21 protein-coding genes are annotated in these 21329 nt (G+C 37.5%); all 21 read right to left on the bottom strand.

Features of this window, described 5'->3' with window-relative positions; all coding sequences use genetic code 11:
• Positions 1-2 precede the first annotated feature (2 nt).
• The gene (locus OFO10_RS03575) at positions 3-1793 is read right to left on the bottom strand and encodes a polysaccharide biosynthesis protein (RefSeq protein WP_270866111.1); all 1791 of its coding nucleotides are present in this window, start codon (positions 1791-1793) and stop codon (positions 3-5) included.
• Positions 1790-2884, bottom strand: coding sequence for a UDP-N-acetylbacillosamine transaminase (pglE, locus tag OFO10_RS03570; RefSeq protein ID WP_270866110.1), 1095 nt, complete (start codon positions 2882-2884; stop codon positions 1790-1792). The genes OFO10_RS03575 and pglE overlap by 4 nt, the downstream gene beginning before the upstream one ends.
• Positions 2885-2946: 62 nt before the next feature.
• A complete protein-coding gene (locus OFO10_RS03565) occupies positions 2947-3546 on the bottom strand; it encodes an acetyltransferase (RefSeq protein WP_270866109.1) in 600 nt (199 codons plus the stop codon).
• Entirely contained in the window at positions 3533-4138 is a 606-nt protein-coding gene (gene pglC, locus OFO10_RS03560; protein WP_270866108.1) for an undecaprenyl phosphate N,N'-diacetylbacillosamine 1-phosphate transferase, read from the bottom strand. Before pglC ends, OFO10_RS03565 begins: the two co-directional genes overlap by 14 nt.
• Positions 4131-5258 carry a glycosyltransferase family 4 protein gene (locus OFO10_RS03555; RefSeq protein WP_270866107.1) on the bottom strand — a complete coding sequence of 376 codons (1128 nt, stop codon included), beginning with the start codon at positions 5256-5258 and terminating at the stop codon, positions 4131-4133. The genes pglC and OFO10_RS03555 overlap by 8 nt, the downstream gene beginning before the upstream one ends.
• Positions 5259-5510 (bottom strand): hypothetical protein, encoded by a 252-nt coding sequence (locus OFO10_RS03550; protein WP_270866106.1) that lies wholly within the window; start codon positions 5508-5510, stop codon positions 5259-5261.
• Position 5511: 1 nt separating this feature from the next.
• Complete coding sequence (locus OFO10_RS03545; protein ID WP_270866105.1) at positions 5512-7683, bottom strand: STT3 domain-containing protein; 2172 nt, start codon at positions 7681-7683, stop codon at positions 5512-5514.
• Positions 7676-8803: an N-acetylgalactosamine-N,N'-diacetylbacillosaminyl-diphospho-undecaprenol 4-alpha-N-acetylgalactosaminyltransferase gene (gene pglJ / locus OFO10_RS03540; RefSeq protein WP_270866104.1), complete on the bottom strand. Its 1128-nt coding sequence runs from the start codon at positions 8801-8803 to the stop codon at positions 7676-7678. The genes OFO10_RS03545 and pglJ overlap by 8 nt, the downstream gene beginning before the upstream one ends.
• The gene (locus OFO10_RS03535; protein WP_270866103.1) at positions 8800-9828 is read right to left on the bottom strand and encodes a glycosyltransferase; all 1029 of its coding nucleotides are present in this window, start codon (positions 9826-9828) and stop codon (positions 8800-8802) included. Before OFO10_RS03535 ends, pglJ begins: the two co-directional genes overlap by 4 nt.
• Positions 9825-10844 (bottom strand): glycosyltransferase family 2 protein, encoded by a 1020-nt coding sequence (locus tag OFO10_RS03530; RefSeq protein ID WP_270866102.1) that lies wholly within the window; start codon positions 10842-10844, stop codon positions 9825-9827. The genes OFO10_RS03535 and OFO10_RS03530 overlap by 4 nt, the downstream gene beginning before the upstream one ends.
• Before the next feature lie 4 nt (positions 10845-10848).
• Entirely contained in the window at positions 10849-12090 is a 1242-nt protein-coding gene (locus OFO10_RS03525; RefSeq protein ID WP_270866101.1) for a glycosyltransferase family 4 protein, read from the bottom strand.
• A 13-nt stretch (positions 12091-12103) separates the two neighbouring features.
• Complete coding sequence (locus tag OFO10_RS03520; protein WP_270866100.1) at positions 12104-12949, bottom strand: glycosyltransferase; 846 nt, start codon at positions 12947-12949, stop codon at positions 12104-12106.
• Positions 12950-14395: a lipopolysaccharide biosynthesis protein gene (locus tag OFO10_RS03515; protein ID WP_270866099.1), complete on the bottom strand. Its 1446-nt coding sequence runs from the start codon at positions 14393-14395 to the stop codon at positions 12950-12952.
• A gap of 150 nt (positions 14396-14545) precedes the next feature.
• Positions 14546-15664: a DegT/DnrJ/EryC1/StrS family aminotransferase gene (locus OFO10_RS03510; RefSeq protein WP_270866098.1), complete on the bottom strand. Its 1119-nt coding sequence runs from the start codon at positions 15662-15664 to the stop codon at positions 14546-14548.
• On the bottom strand, positions 15661-16173 hold the full coding sequence (locus OFO10_RS03505) for an acyltransferase (RefSeq protein WP_270866097.1): 513 nt from the start codon (positions 16171-16173) through the stop codon (positions 15661-15663). Before OFO10_RS03505 ends, OFO10_RS03510 begins: the two co-directional genes overlap by 4 nt.
• Positions 16170-16571, bottom strand: coding sequence for a sugar 3,4-ketoisomerase (locus OFO10_RS03500; RefSeq protein ID WP_270866096.1), 402 nt, complete (start codon positions 16569-16571; stop codon positions 16170-16172). The genes OFO10_RS03505 and OFO10_RS03500 overlap by 4 nt, the downstream gene beginning before the upstream one ends.
• Positions 16561-17571 (bottom strand): dTDP-glucose 4,6-dehydratase, encoded by a 1011-nt coding sequence (gene rfbB / locus OFO10_RS03495; protein WP_270866095.1) that lies wholly within the window; start codon positions 17569-17571, stop codon positions 16561-16563. The genes OFO10_RS03500 and rfbB overlap by 11 nt, the downstream gene beginning before the upstream one ends.
• Positions 17568-18434: a glucose-1-phosphate thymidylyltransferase RfbA gene (rfbA, locus tag OFO10_RS03490; RefSeq protein WP_270866094.1), complete on the bottom strand. Its 867-nt coding sequence runs from the start codon at positions 18432-18434 to the stop codon at positions 17568-17570. The genes rfbB and rfbA overlap by 4 nt, the downstream gene beginning before the upstream one ends.
• A gap of 9 nt (positions 18435-18443) precedes the next feature.
• Entirely contained in the window at positions 18444-19433 is a 990-nt protein-coding gene (gene galE, locus OFO10_RS03485; protein ID WP_270859375.1) for a UDP-glucose 4-epimerase GalE, read from the bottom strand.
• Positions 19434-19477: 44 nt separating this feature from the next.
• A complete protein-coding gene (locus OFO10_RS03480) occupies positions 19478-20314 on the bottom strand; it encodes a DNA ligase (protein ID WP_270866093.1) in 837 nt (278 codons plus the stop codon).
• Complete coding sequence (locus tag OFO10_RS03475) at positions 20307-21287, bottom strand: 3'-5' exonuclease (RefSeq protein ID WP_270866092.1); 981 nt, start codon at positions 21285-21287, stop codon at positions 20307-20309. Before OFO10_RS03475 ends, OFO10_RS03480 begins: the two co-directional genes overlap by 8 nt.
• Between the last annotated feature and the right edge of the window lie 42 nt (positions 21288-21329).

Raw genomic sequence — 21329 nt, 5'->3', positions numbered from 1 at the left:
AATCAATCCTTATTTAATTTATGGTCAAATTCTGGCACAATCTCTTTGAGTTTTGCGGCAACTTCGCAGTTTTGCGCATTTACAAGCTCTGAAATTTGCAAATTTAGCTTTTCTAAATCGTATTTTGTAAAGCTTGAAACAAAGATCGATTGATACTTCGTGCTTTTGTCGTTTTCGTTGATCAAAAGCTCTTCGTAAAGCTTCTCGCCGGGACGAAGTCCTACAAATTTAATCCCAAGCTCCTCTTTTCCGGCTAACTGCAACATGCGTTTGGCAAGGTCTGCGATTTTGACAGGTTCGCCCATATCAAGCACGAAAAGCTCCCCGCCTTTGGCGATTGAGGCTGCTTGAAGCACGAGTTGGCAAGCTTCGCTCACTAACATAAAATACCGCACGATATCAGGGTGTGTAACGGTGAGTGGCTCGTTTGCTTCGATTTGGCGTTTAAATTTCGGGATTACGCTTCCGCTACTTCCTAGCACATTTCCAAATCTCACAGCCACGATTTGAGTGGCTTCATCGCTCGAATTTAGGCTATAAAGCTCGCAAATTCGCTTTGTCGTGCCCATGATATTCGTAGGGCGCACAGCCTTGTCGGTGGAGATTAAAACGACCTTTTTAACGCCATGTTTTTTGGATAAATCCACGACATTTTTCGTGCCAAGGACATTGTTTTTCACCGCTAAATGCGGATTAAATTCGCAAAGCGGCACATGTTTATACGCTGCTGCATGCACCACGACATCAGGCTTAAATTCGGCAAAAATTTCATCGAATTCATCGCGATAAACGATATTTATCATTTTTAATTCGTTGCGAGAATCTGCGTTCGTGGCTTCGTTGATTTGATAAAGGTTAAATTCGCTATGCTCGACCATAATCAGCCGTTTTGCACCGAAATTCAAGCATTGTTTGCAAATCTCGCTTCCTATCGTGCCACCTGCGCCAGTAACCAAAACGACCTTGCCGTCGATGAAATTTTTAATCGCCTCTTTGTCTAAATCCTTTGGTTTGCGCGCGAGCAGGTCTTCGATCGAAATGTCGCGGATTTTTTTCTGCTCGTTTTCTAGTAGCGAAAATAGCTTGATATCTTTTAGCCCATACGCGATTAGCTCGTCGTAGAGCTCTTTGAGATCTTCTGGGTGCAGCGAAAGTGCCACGATAGCGGTTTTGGCACCACTTTCTTTTATCATTTCTGGGATTGTGCTTTTTGCGCGCACGACGAAATTTTCGCAGTATGTGCCAACTAGCTCTTTTCTGCCATCGACGACGCCCACAGGATAGTAGTTTATGTGGTGTTGGCGCATACCTTTTAGCACATGCACGGTTTTGCTAGTTGCCCCCACGACGACGCAGGGTTCGTTGGCGCTAGAATTTGACTTTTCGTGCAATAAAAACATGCGTTTTGAAATTCTCACGCCACTGATTAAAATAAAGCAAATCGCCGCATCTATGGCAATCACAGAGCGCGGGAAGGGGTTGAAAATATTCTCCATTAAAAAGAAAATCGCCAAAAATGTCAAAGCCGTGAAAATGTGCGTGTAGAAAATTTTGCGCGCTTCGTAAAGTCCGAAAAATCGCCACGGCACAAGGTAAATTTTCATAAACCACAAATACGCAATGCGAATAGCGGTAATTAGGGTCGCGCTTAGTAGCAAGCCTTTGTAAAATTCGTTTGGAATATCGCCACTAAAACGCAAAACAAAGGCGATTGCGACGCTAAAAATCGAGATTAAAATATCTAAAATCAGAAAAAATGCGAAGCGTTTGAGCTTGGTCGGTCTAAAAATCATAAGCTTTTCTTTACAATTTCGGCGACTTTTGCGACCTGCCCGTCGCTCATATCGCTTCCACTTGGCAGACAAATTCCGCGACTAAATAGATCCTCGCTCGTGCCATCGACCACGCTTAATGCGCCTTTGAAAACTGGTTGCATGTGCATTGGCTTCCACAGCGGCCTACTTTCGATATCGGCTTTATTGAGTGCGTCGATTACGCGTAAGTGAGCATTTTTTTCTTTGAAAACCAAGGTTGTAAGCCACCTGTTTCCGCGTGAATTTTCGATTTCTGGCATAAACTCGGCGCAGTCTTTTAAAAGCTCACTATAAAGTGCGAAAATTTCTCTTTTTCGCTCGACGCGTTTTTCCAAAACTTCCATTTGTCCCACGCCAATCGCGCCTAAAACATTGCTTAATCGGTAGTTATAGCCATAATCCAAATGCTCATAATGCAAAAGTGGCTCTCTGGCTTGCGTGCTGTAATACCTTGCTTTGGCAATTAAGGCTTCGTCGTCCGAAATTAGCATTCCGCCGCCACTTGTGGTGATGATTTTGTTGCCGTTAAAGCTTAGCGCACCACACGCGCCAATCGTGCCAAGGGCTTTGCCTTTGTAAAATCCGCCAAGTGCCTCGGCTGCGTCCTCGATAACGGCGATATTTTCATTTTCGCAAATCTCCATTATCTCGTCCATTTTCGCTGCCTGTCCGTAAAGGTGGGTTGGGATTAGCGCTTTTGGTTTTTTGGGCGCTAGTTTGATTGCCTTTTTTAGAAGCTCGGGGCTTAGATTCCAGCTTTCGTCGCTATCGATTAGCACAGGGACACAACGCTCATAAAAGATCGGATTAAGGCTTGCCATAAAGGTAAAAGTCGATCCCAGCACCACATCGCCGTCTTTTATGCCTAGCGTTCGCAATGCTAGATGAAGTGCAGCTGAACCGGCATTTAGCGCAAGGGCTGATTTCGCGCCAGTGTAATCGCAAACTGATTTTTCAAATCTATTAACATACTCGCCAAGTGGCGCAATGTAGTTGCTTTCAAAAACTTTTTTGATATATTCTAATTCGTTTCCGCCCATATTTGGGGGGCTTAAAAATATTCTTGCCATTTATAATCTCCTATAAATAAAAGCCTGTATTTTACTATCATAAAGTTAAATTTTTTAAAATTTTACCTAGAATTTGACAAGTTTTTTATCACTCTCGCTGGGCTGCCGTAAGCTAGGCTAAATGGGGCGATATCTGAGATGATAACGCTTCCAGCCCCTATATATGAGCCCTCGCCGATATTTATGCCCTGGATTGCGCACGAGCCAATCCCGAGCCACACGCCACGCCCGATTTTGGTATTTCCAGCCACGCCCACGCGCGGACAAATGTGGCTAAACTCGCCCACTACGCAATCATGCTCGATTATACAAGCTGAATTTAAAATTACCCCGTCGCCGATAATCGCATCTGCATTTACCACGACATTTGGCATGATAACCACGCCACGCCCGATTTTAGCCGAGCTTGAAATCACGGCAGTTTCATGGATAAGTGTGGCTATTTCAAATCCTGCTTCGCTGACTTTTTTTTGCAAATTTGCTCTGATTTTGCAATCGCCGATTGCGATTATAACGGGAAATTTCGGTAAATCAGGGCTAAATTTCAACTCGCCGTTGTCGTCTAAAAAAACGATTTCTTTATAACCTGCGCTTTTTGCGACATCTGCTACGACCTTGCCATGACCGCTTGCGCCGTAAATATAAATTTTAGTTTTTTCCATTGAATTTCTCCGTTGTCGCCATGCCGTCTTTATTAACGCCGTCTTTTTTGATAACTTTTTTTATGGTTAAAAGTGCGATCTTTAAATCTAGCGCGAAACTTAAATTTTTAGCGTAAAAGCTGTCGAATTCAAACTTTTTCGCCCAGCTAATGGCATTTCGCCCATTTACTTGCGCTAAACCCGTTATGCCCGGTCGCACGCTGTGGCGAAGTTTTTGCTCTTCGTTGTAAAGTGGCAGGTATTCTACGAGCAAAGGTCTAGGTCCGATGAAGCTCATATCGCCTTTTAGGACATTGAAAAGTTGCGGAAGCTCATCAAGGCTTAGGGCGCGGATTTTTTTGCCGTATTCGTTCAGGCGCAGTTCGTCGCTTAAAAGTTCGCCGCCCTCGTCCCGCTCGTCGCTCATGGTTTTAAATTTGTAAATTTTAAAAATTTTTTCGTCAAGCCCTGGCCTGGATTGCGTGAAAATCGCGCTTTTGCTTATGTTTTTGCGAATTAGACAATATGTTACAATCATAAGTGGCGAAGTCAAAATTATCAAAAAAAGTGCGCCAAAAAAATCCAAAAATCGTTTGAAAAATGCCCTATACATCGATAAATTTCCTGTAAATTTCAATATATTTTTTCGCTATGATTTTCTCATCGTAGTTTTCGACCACCATTTTACGCCCAGCTTGCCCCATTTTGCGCGCCAAACTCTCATCATCAAGTAGCGTTTCAATCTTTCTAGCCAAATCGCCTGCGTTTCTAACCTTGCAGATTAGCCCATTTACGCCATCCTGCACAGCCTCGATACAGCCACTCACATCGCTTACCACGCAAGGCCTACTCATACTCATAGCCTCCAAAACGGTGCGCGGAAAGCCCTCTTTGTAGCTTGGAAGCACGAAAATATCGCACGCCTTATAAAGCGCCGCTACATCGTCTCTCCACCCTAGCCAAACGACATTTCCCGAGCGCAAAAACGCCTCATCAGCCGAGCTTTTATTCCCTGCAAAAACATCGCCTACGAAGACAAAACAAGCGTCTTTGCGCTCTTTTAAAATTTCAGCGGCTTTGTAAAATTCGGCAATTCCTTTATGCCACAACGCACGACCGCTCATTAGCACGATTTTTTTACCCTTTGTAATCTCAGGCAGGCTCGCGCGCTCGTGAGCGTTTTCGTCGAAAATTTCGCTATTTACGCCGACACTTTTAATGCGAAAAATTTTATTCTCGCTAATAAGTCCGCGAGAGAGCATATAATCAGGGTCGCTATCATTGACAAAAATACAACCCTGACTTTGCGCAAACGCCCTTTTATAGAGCATTTCAATGCTAAATTTTACCATGCGAGATTTAAGGTCAGTGTCGACATAAAAGCTTCCCAGACCCTCGACTAAATTTAACACACGCGAAATTCCAGCCTTTTTGGCCGCAAATGTGCCAAAAACATTTGATTTGTGCGCCGAAGTTTGCAAAAAATCCAAATTTAGCTCTTTTAAAATTCTGGCTAAATTTGCCGTATTTTGCGATACTTTGAGTGGATTTAGACTTGCTTTGTCTAAATCGTAAGTTACGCTAATAAATTCTTTTTCCAAATCCGCCGTATAATTTCCGCATGGCGCTATCGCAAAAACCTCGTGACCAAGACGCTGTAACTCCCGCATAATGGGCGCTCTGAAAAAATAAATGCTCATATCAGAGTGTGAAAGGAAACCGAATTTCGCCATTTAATACGCCTTTAAATTTAAAGATAAATTTGCAAAACGATATGAGCCGTTGGCGAAGTTTGCAATTTCATAATTTTTAAAGAATTTTGCAATAGCGTAAAATTTGGTTACCAAAAACTTCGCCAACCCCCGCCTTGTCGCTGTGGCTACACCACAACGCGACTGCGGCGTTCGCTGCGGCTCGTCGCAAAGCAGTTTGCGACTTTTCGCCTTGCTCATATCAGAGTGTGATAAAAACCCGAATTTCGCCATTTTATTTCTTTAATCTATAAACTTTCACAGCAGGGCTTATGACCACAGGCTCAAAAAGATCGCTTTTGTAGCGTTCAAGCACAAAAAGCTGAATATAGGTCGAATTTAGCATTTCTCTATCAAGCAGCAAAAATCTGCCATAATCCTTCATATAAATTATCGAAAATTGCGCCGAACTATCGACTTTGATCTCTTTGACTTCGAGTTTGCCACTAGCGCTACGGCTGGTTTCAAAAAATGTATTTATCGGAAATTTATTGCCCTCAGCCTCTATGCTAAGCAAATTATTTGCGATTTTGATACCATTATCCATAGTTATACCGCTCTCATCTTGCCAAAACCTTTCGCTAGCAATGAAAATTTTATCTTTTTTCATTTTGCCTGTGGTTATGTCGATGTTCGAAAACTGCGATACGGTCGAAAGTATGCTCATCATGCGATCTGGCAAGACATAATAAATATCGCGAGTTTTGGCTGGTGTTTTGAAATCTGGCAAGCTTAAATTTAGCAAAAACGCATTGAAATCATCGAGTTTGTAATCGGCTAAAATTTGCTTTATTTTATTTGGAAATTTCTCGGTGAAATTTCGCTCTGTGTATTCGACATCTACGCGCGCCATGTGTGCTGAGCTGTATTGATCGGCCAAAAGCGCGAAACTTACCGGGTAGTTGTCGTTGCCTAGGTGCTTGCCGCCGTCAATTAGGGTTTTGACATCGGAATAATACCTTATGACATATCCATAATCCCACCACGCAAGCGCGTAATCCTCGCGATCGGCGATAGTTTTGAGCTTGTCTAAAACCTCAACCTCGCTTTTGAAAAACACAGTCTCAACGGTGTATGCTTTGATGTGTTGCCACGCTGGATAAAGTGCCAAAATAGTTAAGGCTAGCAAGATAATGCGACCGGCAAATTTTGGCAAATTTAGCCGTTTTACCGAAAAATACAAAATATACCCAAAGCTTAGCCCCATTACGCCCACAGCATAAATGGTAAATCTAAGCCCAGCTTTGTTTGCTGCAAAGCCCAAAAGCAAAAGTGGCAGTGAGAGCAAAAACTCTTTGTGCCTAAAACACAGCACCGCGTATCCCACGCACGCCACCACGAAGACAATCACGCTCGAACTGATTCGGCGCATGAAGACCTCTTTTGGCACCAGACCGCTTTCTTGGATAGTTTGATTGACATTAAAAAAGTGAAAAACCGTGTCAGGATTGTCCGCGAGTGAGCGGAAAATGTAAAATTTAGCCTGGAAAATAATCGGATTTAATCCACCGCAATAAACAAAAATCGCAAAAACTAAAATTCCCACACCAAGCAAAATTCTAAAATTTACAAGCTCTTTTTTGTATGCAAAAAGATAAAAAATCGCCAAAAAAAGCAAAATTTTGATATATAAATAATAAAAACAAATCGCTAACAAAAATATAATTATCGCTTCATAATTCACCAAATTTTTGCGCGCAAAAATCAGCGTATAAAGCACTAGCGCGCCTAACATCATCGCATTTAGCGAAAAGCTAGATGGATACCACCACAGATAAAAAATCCCAAATGCGCCTGTAAAAAATAATGCCCTAGCATCGCCCTTGGTGCAGACCCTAATAAACGCCCACAAGATAAACATCGGCAAGACGATATTTAGCATATCAGTATCATAATACCCAGCCATTGTGCGGTTGTAGTAGCTGTTTGCCACACAAGCAACTAGCGCGCCGATAAATCCAGCCCTAAGGGCGCGGAATTCAGCCGAAATAAGCAAAATCGGCACGACGATAAGCGATGAAAAAACAACCGGCATATACAAAAATAGGGTTTCTAGCGAAAATGGCGTAATCTGCGCTAATAACGCAGTTAGCTTGGCTAGGGGAAAATCAATGTAGCTTAAATCATTTTGCTGATGAAATCCAGCCAAATAATCCCTCGTCCCCTCAGCAAACGCATAGCCGTCGTTTGTATTGATCATGATTTGATTATTCCACGAAAGTATGTGAGAGTATTCACTCGCCCAATACACCCAATACAGCCTAAAAATCACACTCACGCCGTAAGCTAAAACAATCAAAATTAACAAATGTTTGGAGAGTTCAAAATTTTTGATAAATTTAAAAACGCCGCCTTTTTGTTGTGGCAAATTTGCCCCATTTTGCGTGTTTTGCGCGCTATTATTCACCCCTATATCCTTTGTCGATTTCTTCAATTTTTAAGATTAAATCTTTGCTTATCTTTTTTTTGTCAAAAAAAGCGGCTCTTATTTTAGCCTTTTTTTCATAAATTTTTACAAATTCAGGCTCATCGATCGCTTTTTGCATAGCTTTTATGGTGCCCTCTTCGTCATTTACGCCAACTAAAACGCCCCATTCATCATCACCCAAAAGCTCTCTTGCGCCACTTTGATGATCGCTAGAAATGACGAGTTTTCCACACGCCAAAGCTTCGATTAGCGCGTTTGAAAAGCCCTCAAAAAGGCTAACGAAAACGAAAGCATAGCATTTTGACATATATTTATAAGGATTGTTATCAAAACCGAGCAGTTTTACTCTATTTTTCAATCCAAGCTCGTTTATTAAATTTTGCAAATGCTCACGCAACACACCATCGCCTAAAATCAGCAAATCTTTATCGCAGTTTTTAAGTTTTGAGTATGCTTTGATTAAAAGCTCGTGATTTTTCCCGGCATCAAGTCTGCCAACGCTTAGGAAAAACGGTTTTTTTTGTTCTATCTGCTCACAAGCTTTTTGCGCGATTTCGTCTAAATTTAGCGCATTGTATAAAACACCCATTTTAGCGGGATTTATACTAAAATTATCGCGCAAATCACACAAATTCCCAAGCGAATTTGGATAGATAAAATCGGCTTTCGGATAGAGCCGTTTCAGCAAAAATTTGCTGATTTTTGATTTGAAATTCGGCTCCTTATAAAGCACACTTGGCGTCGAACACTCGTTGATTATCAAAGGTTTTTTATCTCCAAAAATTCGCGCAAAACCAGCCACATAACAAGGGCGATTCATCCAGACAAAGTGAATATCAATGCCTAATCTTTTGCATAAATTTTTATATTTTATCCCTAAAAATGGCAGTTTGATTAGCTTTTTTAAGCCGTTTTCAAAAGGGGCTGATTTTTCTATGAAATGCACCTGTACCGAATTTGGAATTTCATAAAAAATCCTATCGTTCATCAAAATCAAATGCACTTCGTAAGCCTTGCAAAGCTCGGGTAAAAGGTTGCTCACAACCCGCTCAGCCCCACCACCAGCCATAGAATAAATAAATACACTTAGTTTTTTCATCGCTTAATCACTTTTTGAATCAAATTTTCCCATTTTTCATATACGGTTTTAGGATCAAATTCGCTCTTACGCTTTCTTGCTTTTTGGCAAAATTCTAGTCTTAGTTTTTCATCACTCATTAAAATTTCAAGCTTTTTAGCAAATTCGCTTTCATCATTTAAATTGCATAAAAACCCGTCAATGCCATCTTCTATCAGTTCTCTTGGACCGCTAATACAATCAGTTGAAATCCTAGCACAATCAAAATAAATTCCTTCTATAAGTATCATAGGGAAACCTTCGCTTAAACTTGTAAGTGCTACTATTTTTGCTCTTTTATAAAATTTATCTATCTCTTTTGTAAATCTAATAATCTCCAAATTCACGCCATTTTCTTTGGCTAGTTTTATACACCTATCTCGTTCGCTGCCGTCTCCGCAAACAACGATTTTATAAGAATTTCGCACTTTTTCATCAACAAGACAAAAAGCATTTATCAAAAAATCAAGCCGTTTGTTTTTATCGATTCTTGACGGAAATAAAATAATATTTTCTTTTTCAAATTTTTCATCTGAAATATCCATAAAAAAAGGATTTGGCATGATTTGAGATTTTTTTATTTTGTAAAAATCGTAATCAAATTTGCTCAAAAATGTGATAAAATCAGCCCTTTTGTATGCTAAAAAAATTAGTGGTTTATACAAAAAATGCACATAAGCTGTATGGTTTGTATGCTCTGAAATGATGAGTTTTGCCTTTGGATTTAATAGGGCAATTATAAAATTCATATATCCGGCAAAGCCTAATATCAAATCAAATTTATTTTTAGAAAAATATTTTTTAAACTTAAACAACGGTTTTACAAATTGACCGGCGACAAAATTTAAATTTTCATGCTCTATATCATTAAAAAAACCATCGCCTTCGCTATATACATTCATGACAGTGACATTAAATTTCATATCGATCAAAATATCATAGACAAATCTCGCAACCCTAACAGCACCACCATAAGAGTTTGTAGCTATTACAAGACAAGCGTTCATGATTTTTTAGTCCTTAATAATAAATTTCTAGCAAAAATAGCAAATTTCGCCAAAGTTTTTGACATGGCACAAATACTTAAAATAACAGAATTTGGTAATCTTATCAAAATAGAAAGCATAAATTTTTTATATTTTTCCAAACTATAATCTTTAAATTCGCTACTTTTTGTTATTTCGCAAATTTTGCTTTTATACTCTTTTAAAGTTTGTTTTATGTCATTTTTATCAAAAGGGGTAGAGATGAAAAAATAGTGAAACATAACTCGCATACTATCCTTGCAAAATATTGTTTTTGCGTCGTTAAAGCCTTGTTTAGTGAAAAAATTCGTCAAGCTTTCATTTACGATAAAATTATCTTTGAGCTTTAAAAATGTCATCTGTTTTCGTTCTAGATAATATTTATAAAATGCACCGTCTATTTTATAAATTTTTTCTGCAAAAAATGCTATTTTTGGGATTATGCACCTATCTTCTGCGTAAAATTTAATATCAACAGGAAATTTGACCTTATCATGCAAAGTTTTTTTGTATAATTTATTCCAAACAGAATTTAAAACTCTATCATATCTAGCGTTTAATATATCATCTAAATACTTTTTTTTATCTACAACGCCACTTTGCAAGCTATCTTTGTGGATACTTTCTATGCCGTCTCGTATAAAAATAGCATCACTTAAAACCAAATCTGCATTATTTTCGCTAGCGCCTTTATATAGGCTTTCAAAAAAATTTGGCAAAACCTCATCATCGCCGTCGATATGGCTTATGTATTCGCCTTTTGCTACTTCGTAGCCAGCCTTTCTAGCGCTTGGCAAACCGCCGTTTTCTTTATTTACGATTACAATTCTATCATCTTTAAATTTTTGAATCAATTGAAGCGAGTTATCAGTGCTACCGTCATTTACAACGATAATCTCTATATCTTTAAACGATTGATTTATGACGCTATTTAGACATCGCTCTATTTTTTCTCCAAGATTATAGCAAGGAATAATCACAGAAATTTTTGGTTTCATAAATTTATCTTTCTCCATTAATTAATTTATAAAATATTTTTGATAAATTCTCCACAAATGCCGCTTTACCGAATTTTTTTATGGTTTTTTCTCTGATTAATCTATTATCAAATTTTATCTTGCTATCTAAATAATCTCTGCAAGTCGCGGCAATACCCTTATAATCCAATATATCAAAAATTCTACCCATACCATCATCTATATAATCTTCCACACCACCACATCTAGTGCTAAATACCGGCAAACCACACACAGACGCTTCTAGGGCAGATACAGGCATACCCTCTTGGATACTTGTCATAACAAAAATATCTGCTCTTTGATATAAATCCTGCATTTTTTCTCTTTCTATTTCCCCGATTAATTCAATATTTTCGGCAATAGATGAATTTGCAATTTTATTTTCGAGTATCCCTATATTTTGCGAATAACCTTTATTTGCCTTATAGCCAGCTATAATGATATGAAAATCTTTATCCGTAATTTTTTTCAATTCTTCCATAGAAGCTATAAATAAATCATAATTTTTGTAAAAAACATTTGCAGCAACGATTAAAAAAGTTTTTATATCATCTTCTTTTTTTTCCGCAAATTTAAATTTTGTTTCATCTATCATATTGCCTATATAATACGGATTTATTTTTATATTTTGCATCATTACTTGTCTAATTTTATCATTACTTATAGCCAAAAATGCGTCAGAATTTTCGATAGCTTTTGCCACATTATCACTTATAGTTGTCCCTAAAATTGGAAACGGAGCGTGTTCTGCTACGACATAGGGCTTAGAAAATAAATTTGATAAATTCATAGCTATAACAGATAATTGATTTTGCGCCGAAAGACTATATATAAGGTCAAATTTTTCAAATAAATTTTTATTGCATGCTGTTTTTACGGCTTCAAACCTACAATTTAATATCGGAGATAAAATAAATTTCAAAAAATTACTATTTTTGCAAATTTTTGCCAAAGCTTGATTGTATTTTGGTATTTCATAGACAAAATCATAAATTTTAATTCCGCTGTCATTTTCTATAAAATTTACGCTCACTTCGTTTAAATGAAAAATATTTTTTATGCAATACAACAAAATTCCGATGGTTTTTTCTCTGCAATTCACAATCATAATTTCAAAATTATTTTTTAAAGCCATTGCTTGTTCTTTAAAAAATATACCGGCTATTTTATTTTCTTTACTTGGATACCAAGGCGGTAATATCAGCAATGTCGGTTTTTGACTCATTTTAACTCCAAATTTAGAAAAAATAGTATTTTACAATACCTTTAAAAGTTTGCCATTTATAAATATTTGAAAACGCTAAATTTAAATATCTTTTTGCAATTGCTTTATCGTTTCTAGCATACGCTCCAAATAGCAATAACCTTCGTCTATCTGCTATTTTTTTAAATTTTTCATCATAATCCCACTTTTGCAATACCTTTTCTACCCCTTCGACCATCTTGGCATAATTAGCCGTTATATTTGTGCCGTGCTTTCTATAATACGATAAATATTCATCAATATGGGCGATTTTGTATCCTGCGTGTGTAATTCTAAGCCACATATCTAAATCTTCTATAATCATATTTTCATCATATCCGCCAAGTTTTTTTAAAACTTCGCTTTTTATCATCGCAGTCGGCGCTGAGATAAGATCAAATTCCAACAAAGTTTCAAAATCATACTTTTTATCGAATTTTAATGATATTTTATTTTCATAATTTTCATTAAATTCTATATGATTTCCGCAGCACACGGCGACATCTGGATTTTCTTCCATAAATTTAACCTGTTTTTCTATTTTGTCTAGGATAAATTTATCATCACTTGCGACCACACAAAAATACTTTCCATTTGCTAAATTTAAACCTTCGTTCAAGGTGGCACAAAGCCCTTTATTTGGTCTATGAATAAATTTAAATTTATACTCATCGGCAAGTTTTTGAATAATACTTACAGAATTATCCTTCGAGCCATCATCGATTACGATTAGTTCTATATTTTTATATGTTTGATTAAGCACGGATTTTATGCTATCGCTAACATATTTTTCGTGATTATAGCTAGGGATTACAACACTAACAAGTGGCATATTTTGCATTTATTTCCTTTGAAATTTATTTTTAAATTTTATCATAATAAATTCAAGTTCTTCTTCGTTTAAAATTTTAAGAACCAAAATATAACTAAAAAATCCGACAACAACAGCGCAAATCAACCTTAGCATAATGTCATCTACGCAAATTTTAACAACACTCATAAAACAAGCCATTATGATTGTAGATATAATGATTTTGCGAATATGCCAAAGCTGTTTTACTCCGCCAAATTTATAATTTTTAGAACAAATATATGAATTTATAAAAAAACATAAAAAACTAGCCGCAAATTTACCAATTACAATCGCTTTCAAACCAATCGGAAATGTAATAGCCATAGTTAAAAATATAATAGGCAATTTGATAAATTCGATTTTTAAAAAAAGATCGCTTCGCCCAATGGCAGTTAAAATATTTAAATTTAAACCAGAAATCGGCGTAAATATATATGACAAAGAAAACCAAAACAATAACTCTGCTGCCATTAGCCACTTTTGCGTTAGTAAAATCAAAATAAATTCTTTTGAAATGACAGCCAAACCTACCATGACAGGAAATGTCATCAGTGAGATTATTTTTACCAAACGCTTAAAAACTTTCACCAATTCTTCTTTATTGTCCTGTAAAGATGACATTAAAGGAAAAGTAGTCGTTATAACGACACTACTAAGAGCACCGAAAATCGAACGAGGAAAGGCTTCGCCCTGCGAATAATAGCCTAAATCTTTTGTGTTGTAAATTTTTCCAATAGCTGTATTGTATATAGCATTTACGACAACAGCGATAAGACCGACGCCAACTAGTTTTGAGCCATAAGAGAATAGTCTGTTAAATGAACTTTTACTAAACCATGTTTTTGGTATCCAACCACCAAAATACCAATACAAAACAAAAATCAAAAAATTTTTAGTTAGCTCTTGCCAAATAAGCGACCACACGCCAAAGCCGTTATAAGCTAAAATAATTCCTAAAATTCCGGATATTATCACGGCTACTAAATTTATCAAAGCCAATGCTTTGAAATTTACAACCATTTGAAATCTTGCTATTTGAACCACGCAAAAAGCATTTAAAATGATATTTAAAAATAAAACTCGTTGTATCGCGGTTAGCTCTGGGACTTTATAAAATTCGCTTATAGCTGGTGCAGCAAAAAACAGCACAATATAAAAAACTAGTCCAATAGCTACATTAAATATAAAAGTAGTGGAAAAATCTTGCTCCGTGCAATCTTTTTTTTGTATAAGTGCTCTGACAAAACCACCTTCTATAAAAATATTTGCCAAACTAAAAAAAGCAACCAAAAGTGCTATTGTCCCAATATCATTTGGTGAAAGCAAACGCACCAAAATAATATTTAAAACAAATCCAATAGCCTGAACGCCAAATTTTTCCAAAGTATTCCACAAAATGCCAAATTTGGTTTTTTGAATTATGTTTTCTTGCAAAATTTTATTCCAAACTTAGAGTTGTTTTAATTTCATTTTGTAAATTCAATACAATATTTTCATATTTAATCATTTTTATAGTGTTTAAATCCCTTATGAATTCAACGCTAAAATTTGGCAAAATTCTTTTTATAAGATCTTTTATATTCACTATTTTCCCCAAGAATTCAAAACTTCCACGACCTTTTGAATTTGCTCTTTTTCAAGCACACCGCTCATCGGCAAACTTAAAATTTCAGCGTGAATTTGCTCACTTATCGGATAACTCTGATTATTCCACTCTTTGTAAGCCATTTGCTTATGTGGCGGGATTGGATAGTGGATTAAAGTCTGAATTTCATGTTTTGCCAAATATTTTTGGAGCTCATCGCGATTTTTAGCTCGCACGGCGAAAATATGCCAAACATGGCTTTTTATCTCTTTTGCATTTGTACCAAACTCAAACGGCAAGATTAAATTTTCATTTTTTATATTGTTTAAATAAAAATCCGCCACTTCCCTACGAGCCGAAATTTCAGCGTCCAAATATCTAAGCTTCACTCTAAGCATAGCAGCTTGGATTTCATCAAGGCGAGAATTTATGCCTTGATATAGATTTTCATACTTTTTGTGGCTTCCGTAATTTGCAAGAGCCCTTATGGTATTTGCTAGGCTTTCGTCATTTGTCGTAACTGCGCCACCATCTCCAAGTGCGCCTAAATTTTTACCCGGATAAAAGCTAAAACCACTTGCATCGCCTAAATTTCCGCTTCGTTTTTCACCAAAATATGCTCCGTGCGACTGAGCTGAGTCTTCGACGACTTTTAGATTATATTTTTTTGCAATGCCTAAAATTTTATCCATTTCGCAAGTTTGTCCATATAAATGCACAGGCAAAATCGCCTTTGTTTTTGGCGTGATTTTTTCTTCGATTTTATCTGCGTCGAGCAAATATGAGTTTAAATTTGGCTCGACTAAAACCGGTTTTAAATTATTCATAGAAATTGCTAAAATTGACGCTATATAGGTATTTGCAGGGACTATGACCTCATCATTTTCACTCATAACGCCCAGCTCTTTATAGGCTCTAAAAATCAAATTTAGCGCATCTAGTCCGTTTGCTACGCCAATGCAAAATTTGCTTCCGCAAAATTTGGCAAATTCATCTTCAAACGCTTCACACTCACTTCCGTGAATATACCAGCCACTATCGATAACTCGCTCACAAGCCTTTAAAAGCTCGTTTTTATACTGCGAATTTATCGCCTTTAAATCCAAAAATGGTATCATTTTTCTTCCTTTTTACAATCTTTACAAACTAAACTTTCATCGCATTTTTGCCCACATTTGCAGACATATCCTTTAAAACAAGCCGGATTTCCATACCAAAGCTCTTGTTTGCCGATATTTTTAGTCACCACGCTTCCAGCCCCGACCATAGCATATTCGCCGATATTTACACCACAAATTATAGTCGAATTTGCGCCGATACTTGCGCCTTTTTGTATGGTTGTTTTTGCAAATTCTTTATATTGTTTGCTTCGTGGCAAAAAATCGTTTGTGAAGGTAACATTTGGGCCTATAAAAGCGTTATTTTCGATTCTCACGCCGTCCCAGATTTGAACACCGCTTTTAATCGTCACATTATCGCCGATTTGCACATCGTTTTCCACAAAAACATTGAAATTTATGTTGCAATTTTTGCCGATTTTTGCGCCTTTTAAAACTACGCAAAATTGCCAAATATTTGTATTTTCGCCGATATTTTCGCTTTGGACTTCACTACTTTGGTGTATCATCGCACGACCTTTAAAAACTCATCATAATCTCTAATATAATCGCTCTCATCATAGTGTTCGCTAGCTAGCACCATAATCACACAATTTTCGCTAAAATCTTTCATCTCTCGCCAAATAAAATTATCAATAAAAAGTCCTAAATTTGGCTTATCTAGCCTAAATTCTTTTTTTTCTGTTCCATCATCTAAAATAAATGTGCAAGCGCCACTTACACAAACGGCGATTTGTTTTAAATTTTTATGAGCGTGAAATCCGCGATCTACGCCGTTTTTATTACCATAAATATAATAAACTCTTTTTATATCAAACGGCACATTTTTATTTGCTTCAAGTGCTACCAAAAAGCCCCGTTCATCGCCAAATTCTTTAAATTCTAAAATTTTACAACTACTTAGCATATTTTTTTACATACCATTCTACGGTTTTGATTATACCGCTATCAAAGGTTTCATCAGCCTTCCAGCCAAGCTCTCCTTCGATCTTACTGGCGTCAATCGCATAGCGTCTGTCGTGCCCTGCTCTGTCTTTGACAAATGAAATTTGTTCTTTATAACTCGTGTTTTTTGGGCAAATTTCATCTAAAATTTCGCAAATTTTATGTGCGATTTGCAAATTTGTTCGCTCGTTTCTACCACCGATATTATAAGTTTCTCCGCCTTTGCCTTTATGAAAAGCTAAATCAATTCCTTTGCAGTGATCAAGCACAAAAAGCCAATCTCTTATATTTTTGCCATCGCCATAAATCGGAATTTTATTACCGCTAAGAGCATTGCGGATTATAGTCGGGATTAGCTTTTCGTCGTGTTGCTTAAAACCATAATTATTCGAACAATTTGTAATAATCGTATCGAGCCCAAAAGTATGATGATAGCTTCTAACTATCATATCAGAACCCGCTTTTGAAGCAGAATACGGCGAATTTGGAGCGTATGGCGTAGTCTCGCTAAAATACCCACTCTCGCCCAAGCTTCCATAAACTTCATCGGTTGAAATATGGTGAAATCTAGCACCCCTAAATTCGTCTTTATACTTAAACGGCTCATCTAGCCAACACTTTTTAGCCGCGTCAATTAGCGTATGTGTGCCAAGCACATTTGTTTTGACAAAAACGCTAGGATTTTTTATAGAATTATCCACATGGCTTTCAGCCGCAAAGTGAATAACGCCACCAAATTTAAACTCGCTAAAAAGCTCTTCAATAAGATTTCTATCGCAAATATCGCCTTTTATAAATTTATATCTTGGATTGTTTTCACATTCACGAAGATTTTCTAAATTTCCAGCATAAGTAAGTAAATCCAAATTTATAATTTTATAATTCTCATATTTTTCCAAAAAATACGGCACAAAATTTGAGCCGATAAACCCGGCACAGCCTGTTACTAAGATATTTTTCATTTTTCGCCCACCAAATTTTTTAAATACCTGCCATACTCATTTTTAGAAAGCGATTTTGCGATATTTAAAATTTTTTCTTTATCTATCCAGCCGTTTGCATAGGCGATTTCTTCGAGACAAGCTACTTGCGTGGCTTGGTTATTTTGTATAGTTTGCACAAATGCACTTGCTTGCAAAAGTGTCTCATGAGTGCCTGTATCTAGCCATGCAAAACCACGACCGAGCAATTCGACGCTGAGTTTTCCGCGTTTTAAATATTCTTGATTAATGCTAGTGATTTCTAGCTCGCCACGATCGCTAGGCTTGACATTTTTAGCAATTTCAACAACATCATTATCATAAAAATAAAGTCCGGTTGCAGCGAAATTTGACTTTGGATTTTGCGGTTTTTCTTCTACGCTTAAAACTTGCTTATTTTTGTCAAATTCAATCACCCCAAAGCGTTCTGGGTCTTTTACATGATAACCAAAAATAGTAGCACCTTCTCTATTTACGGCATTTTTTAGCAAATCGCTAAAACCTTGCCCGTAAAAAATATTATCGCCTAAAACTAGGCAAACTCTATCTTTGCCGATAAATTCTTCGCCGATTATAAAAGCTTGTGCAAGACCGTCTGGGCTTGGCTGGACTGCGTAGCTCAAATTTAGCCCCCAATCGCTTCCGTCACCTAAAAGTTCTTTAAATTTGCCTATGTCTTGTGGAGTTGAAATCACCAAAATATCGCGAATATGAGCAAGCATCAAAACAGAAAGCGGATAATAAATCATCGGTTTATCATAAATCGGCAAAAGCTGTTTGCTAATGCTTCTAGTTATCGGATACAGTCTTGTTCCACTACCACCGGCTAAAATTATACCTTTCATACACTCCCCTTAAATCTTTCTTTCCCAATTTAGCGCACTTTGGATTATCTCGTCTAAATCCTCGTGGCATGGAACCCATGTTGTTTGGAAGCGAATTTTTGAAGCATTTGAGATTAGACAAGCTGGATCGCCCTCGCGGCGTGGCGCGATTTCGACCGCAAAATCCACTCCACTTACCTTTTTAGCCTCGCTGATGACCTCTTTGACGCTAAATCCAGTGCCATAACCCACATTAAAGACATTGCTGTCGTTGGTTTGCAAGTATTCTAGCACCGCTAAATGCGCGCTCGCGAGATCCTCGACATGGATATAATCCCTGATACAAGTGCCGTCTTTGGTATCGTAATCATCGCCGAAAATATACATTTTATCGCGTTTGCCAGTGATTGTTTGGGTTGCGATTTTGATTAGGTGAGTGGCGTTTGGATAGTTTTGACCGATTAGTCCGTCGCTTGACGCGCCCGCGACATTGAAATAGCGCAAAATTCCAAATTTAAAATCCTTGTTCGCAGCGGCTGTATCTTTTAGTATCCACTCGACCATAAGCTTGCTTTTGCCATACGGATTTATCGGAGCTTGCGGGCTTTCCTCGGTTACTTTGCCGTTTTCTGGCTCGCCATAAGTCGCCGCTGTGGAGCTGAAAATGAAGTTTTTCACGCCGTATTTTTGGCAAAGCGCGATTAAATTTATCGCGTTTGCGGTGTTGTTTAGATAGTATTTTATCGGGTTCTTCACACTCTCGGCAACCTCGATAAATGCCGCGAAATGGATAATCGCGTCAAATTTTCCTTTTTTAAAAATTTCCTCGATTACTGGCAAATTTTCCAAATTTTCTTTGATAAATTCAAACTCGCCCACGCTTTTAAGCGCGTCGATTGCCTTCATTGAGCCTTTGCAAAGATTATCGACAACCACGATTTCATGGCGATTTGATTCTAAAAGTTGCTTTAAAACATGTGAGCCGATGTATCCAGCGCCACCTGTAACTAAAATTTTCATATCATTTTCCTTTTAAAAAAATTTTTTGATTATACCCAAATTTGTTAAATTGCGGGTTTAAGGCGCAAAAATGTAGGAAATCTAGGCTTTTTTTCACTTGTTAAATTTTGGTATTGATAAGTGATAATAGTGCCGATTTTAGGCGGTTTTGCGCGCCACTCATCGCTCCAACCAGACCCTATTTTAAATTTCACTCCACTTTTTATATCCACGCAAGTTACAGAGCCCATTTTGCCCTTGTTTTTGCCATATCCCGGGTTTATGTGCGTGATTTTGCACTCGCTATCGCGCATTTTTTTGTATTTTAGGATATTTGCGCTACGCCCACTTTCATACAAAGCATACGGATTTCGGATCACCAGCCCCTCACCGCCACTATCAACGACCAAATTTAGCATTTCTTCGATTTGTTCGTGCGAACTAACCGGAGTTTGCGGGATTACGACCAAATTTTGCACGCCGTTTTTTTCGATGAAATTTGATAAAATTTTCATCTTTTCAAACAAATTTTTTCTCTCGTTTGGCATATCAAAAATATAAAATTTAATCTCGCTCCAACGCTCATCTGGCGTGGCTTTGCTCACAATCGAAGCGATTTTTTCAAACTCGCCTCGCCTGCTCCAAAGCTCGCCTTCGATCATAAAATCTGGAAATCCTTTTGTCCAAAATTCAGGCGCATTTATGATTTTGCCCTTGCGTGAGCGAAGCGTCTTGCCGTCCCATACGGCGCGGATTCCATCGAGTTTTTCGCTTACGACCCAGCCTGAGATATCCATACCTTTTTTGTATTCTTTCAGTAGCATTGGGCGAAATTCATCGCCAAAAGCCAAATTTGCGAAAAATAAAAAAATACAAAAAAGCGTTTTTGCAAATTTATTCATTTTTAAATTTCTCAATCTCGCGCGCGATAAATTCGCAAAAAATCTCGCTATATCCCATATCGGCGCAGTGTTTTTGCAGATACTCGCTCATCAAATTTAGATTATCCAAATAATCATTTAGTAAAATTTTGCCACGCAAAAGCTCGTATTTTAGGAAAAGCCAGTATGTATTTAGCGTGTCGCTCTGGCAGTATTCGTCGATTTTATCACCCTTTTCGTCATAAAACAGCTCCAAAACCTGATCGCCATGCACATCGTATTTGCCAGGCAGTCCCAAAGACGCGCACAAAAAATCGAGTTTGAGCCCCCTAACAGAGCCAAAATCGCAAATATGATCGAGCAAATCAAGGTGAAAAACCCCGTCATATCGCGAGCGATAATTCGTCCATTTATCCTTGTTCGCAAGCTTATCATCGGTGCAAAAATACTCGCTAGCACTGATATTATGCACCATTGCGCGCACCATAATCATCGGCAAATCAAAGCCGCGCCCGTTGAAGCTTACAAGGCGCGGATTGTGCGAGTTGATAAAATCGATAAATTTTTTGATTTTGCCCTTTTCATCGTCTGCTTGCAGGGTGCTTACGCGCACAAATTTGCCAAATTCATCAGCCAAAACCGCGCTGATACTTACGACTTTGTGGAAATTTATGGGCAAAAACTCGCTTCCTGTTTTTTCCTTGAAATGCGCCATTGCCGCAATTGAGAGCTTTTTGTGGTTTAAAATTTTGCTTTTATCATCATTAAAAATCGGCTCATCGCCGTAAATTTTAGGCAGAGTGTTTGAGACGCTATCATTTTTGCTCTGAATTTTCGCATCAATTCCAGCAAGCAAAATTTTGGCATATTTTTTTTTGTCAAATTCATCATAGCACTCATCAATGATTTCTTTGTCTAAAATTCGAAGCAAAGCCGCAGTATCAGGCACAGTTTCGCAGTCAAAAACGCAAATGTAAGATTGTTTTTTATTCATAAATTTTCCATAAAATCAAGCTAGTTTATCCGCCAAAACGGC

It is taken from the genome of Campylobacter sp. VBCF_06 NA8 (genome assembly GCF_027737825.1).
Classification (GTDB): domain Bacteria; phylum Campylobacterota; class Campylobacteria; order Campylobacterales; family Campylobacteraceae; genus Campylobacter_B.
Note: the sequence above shows the minus strand (reverse complement) of the source record. Positions and strands in the feature narration are given on the sequence as shown.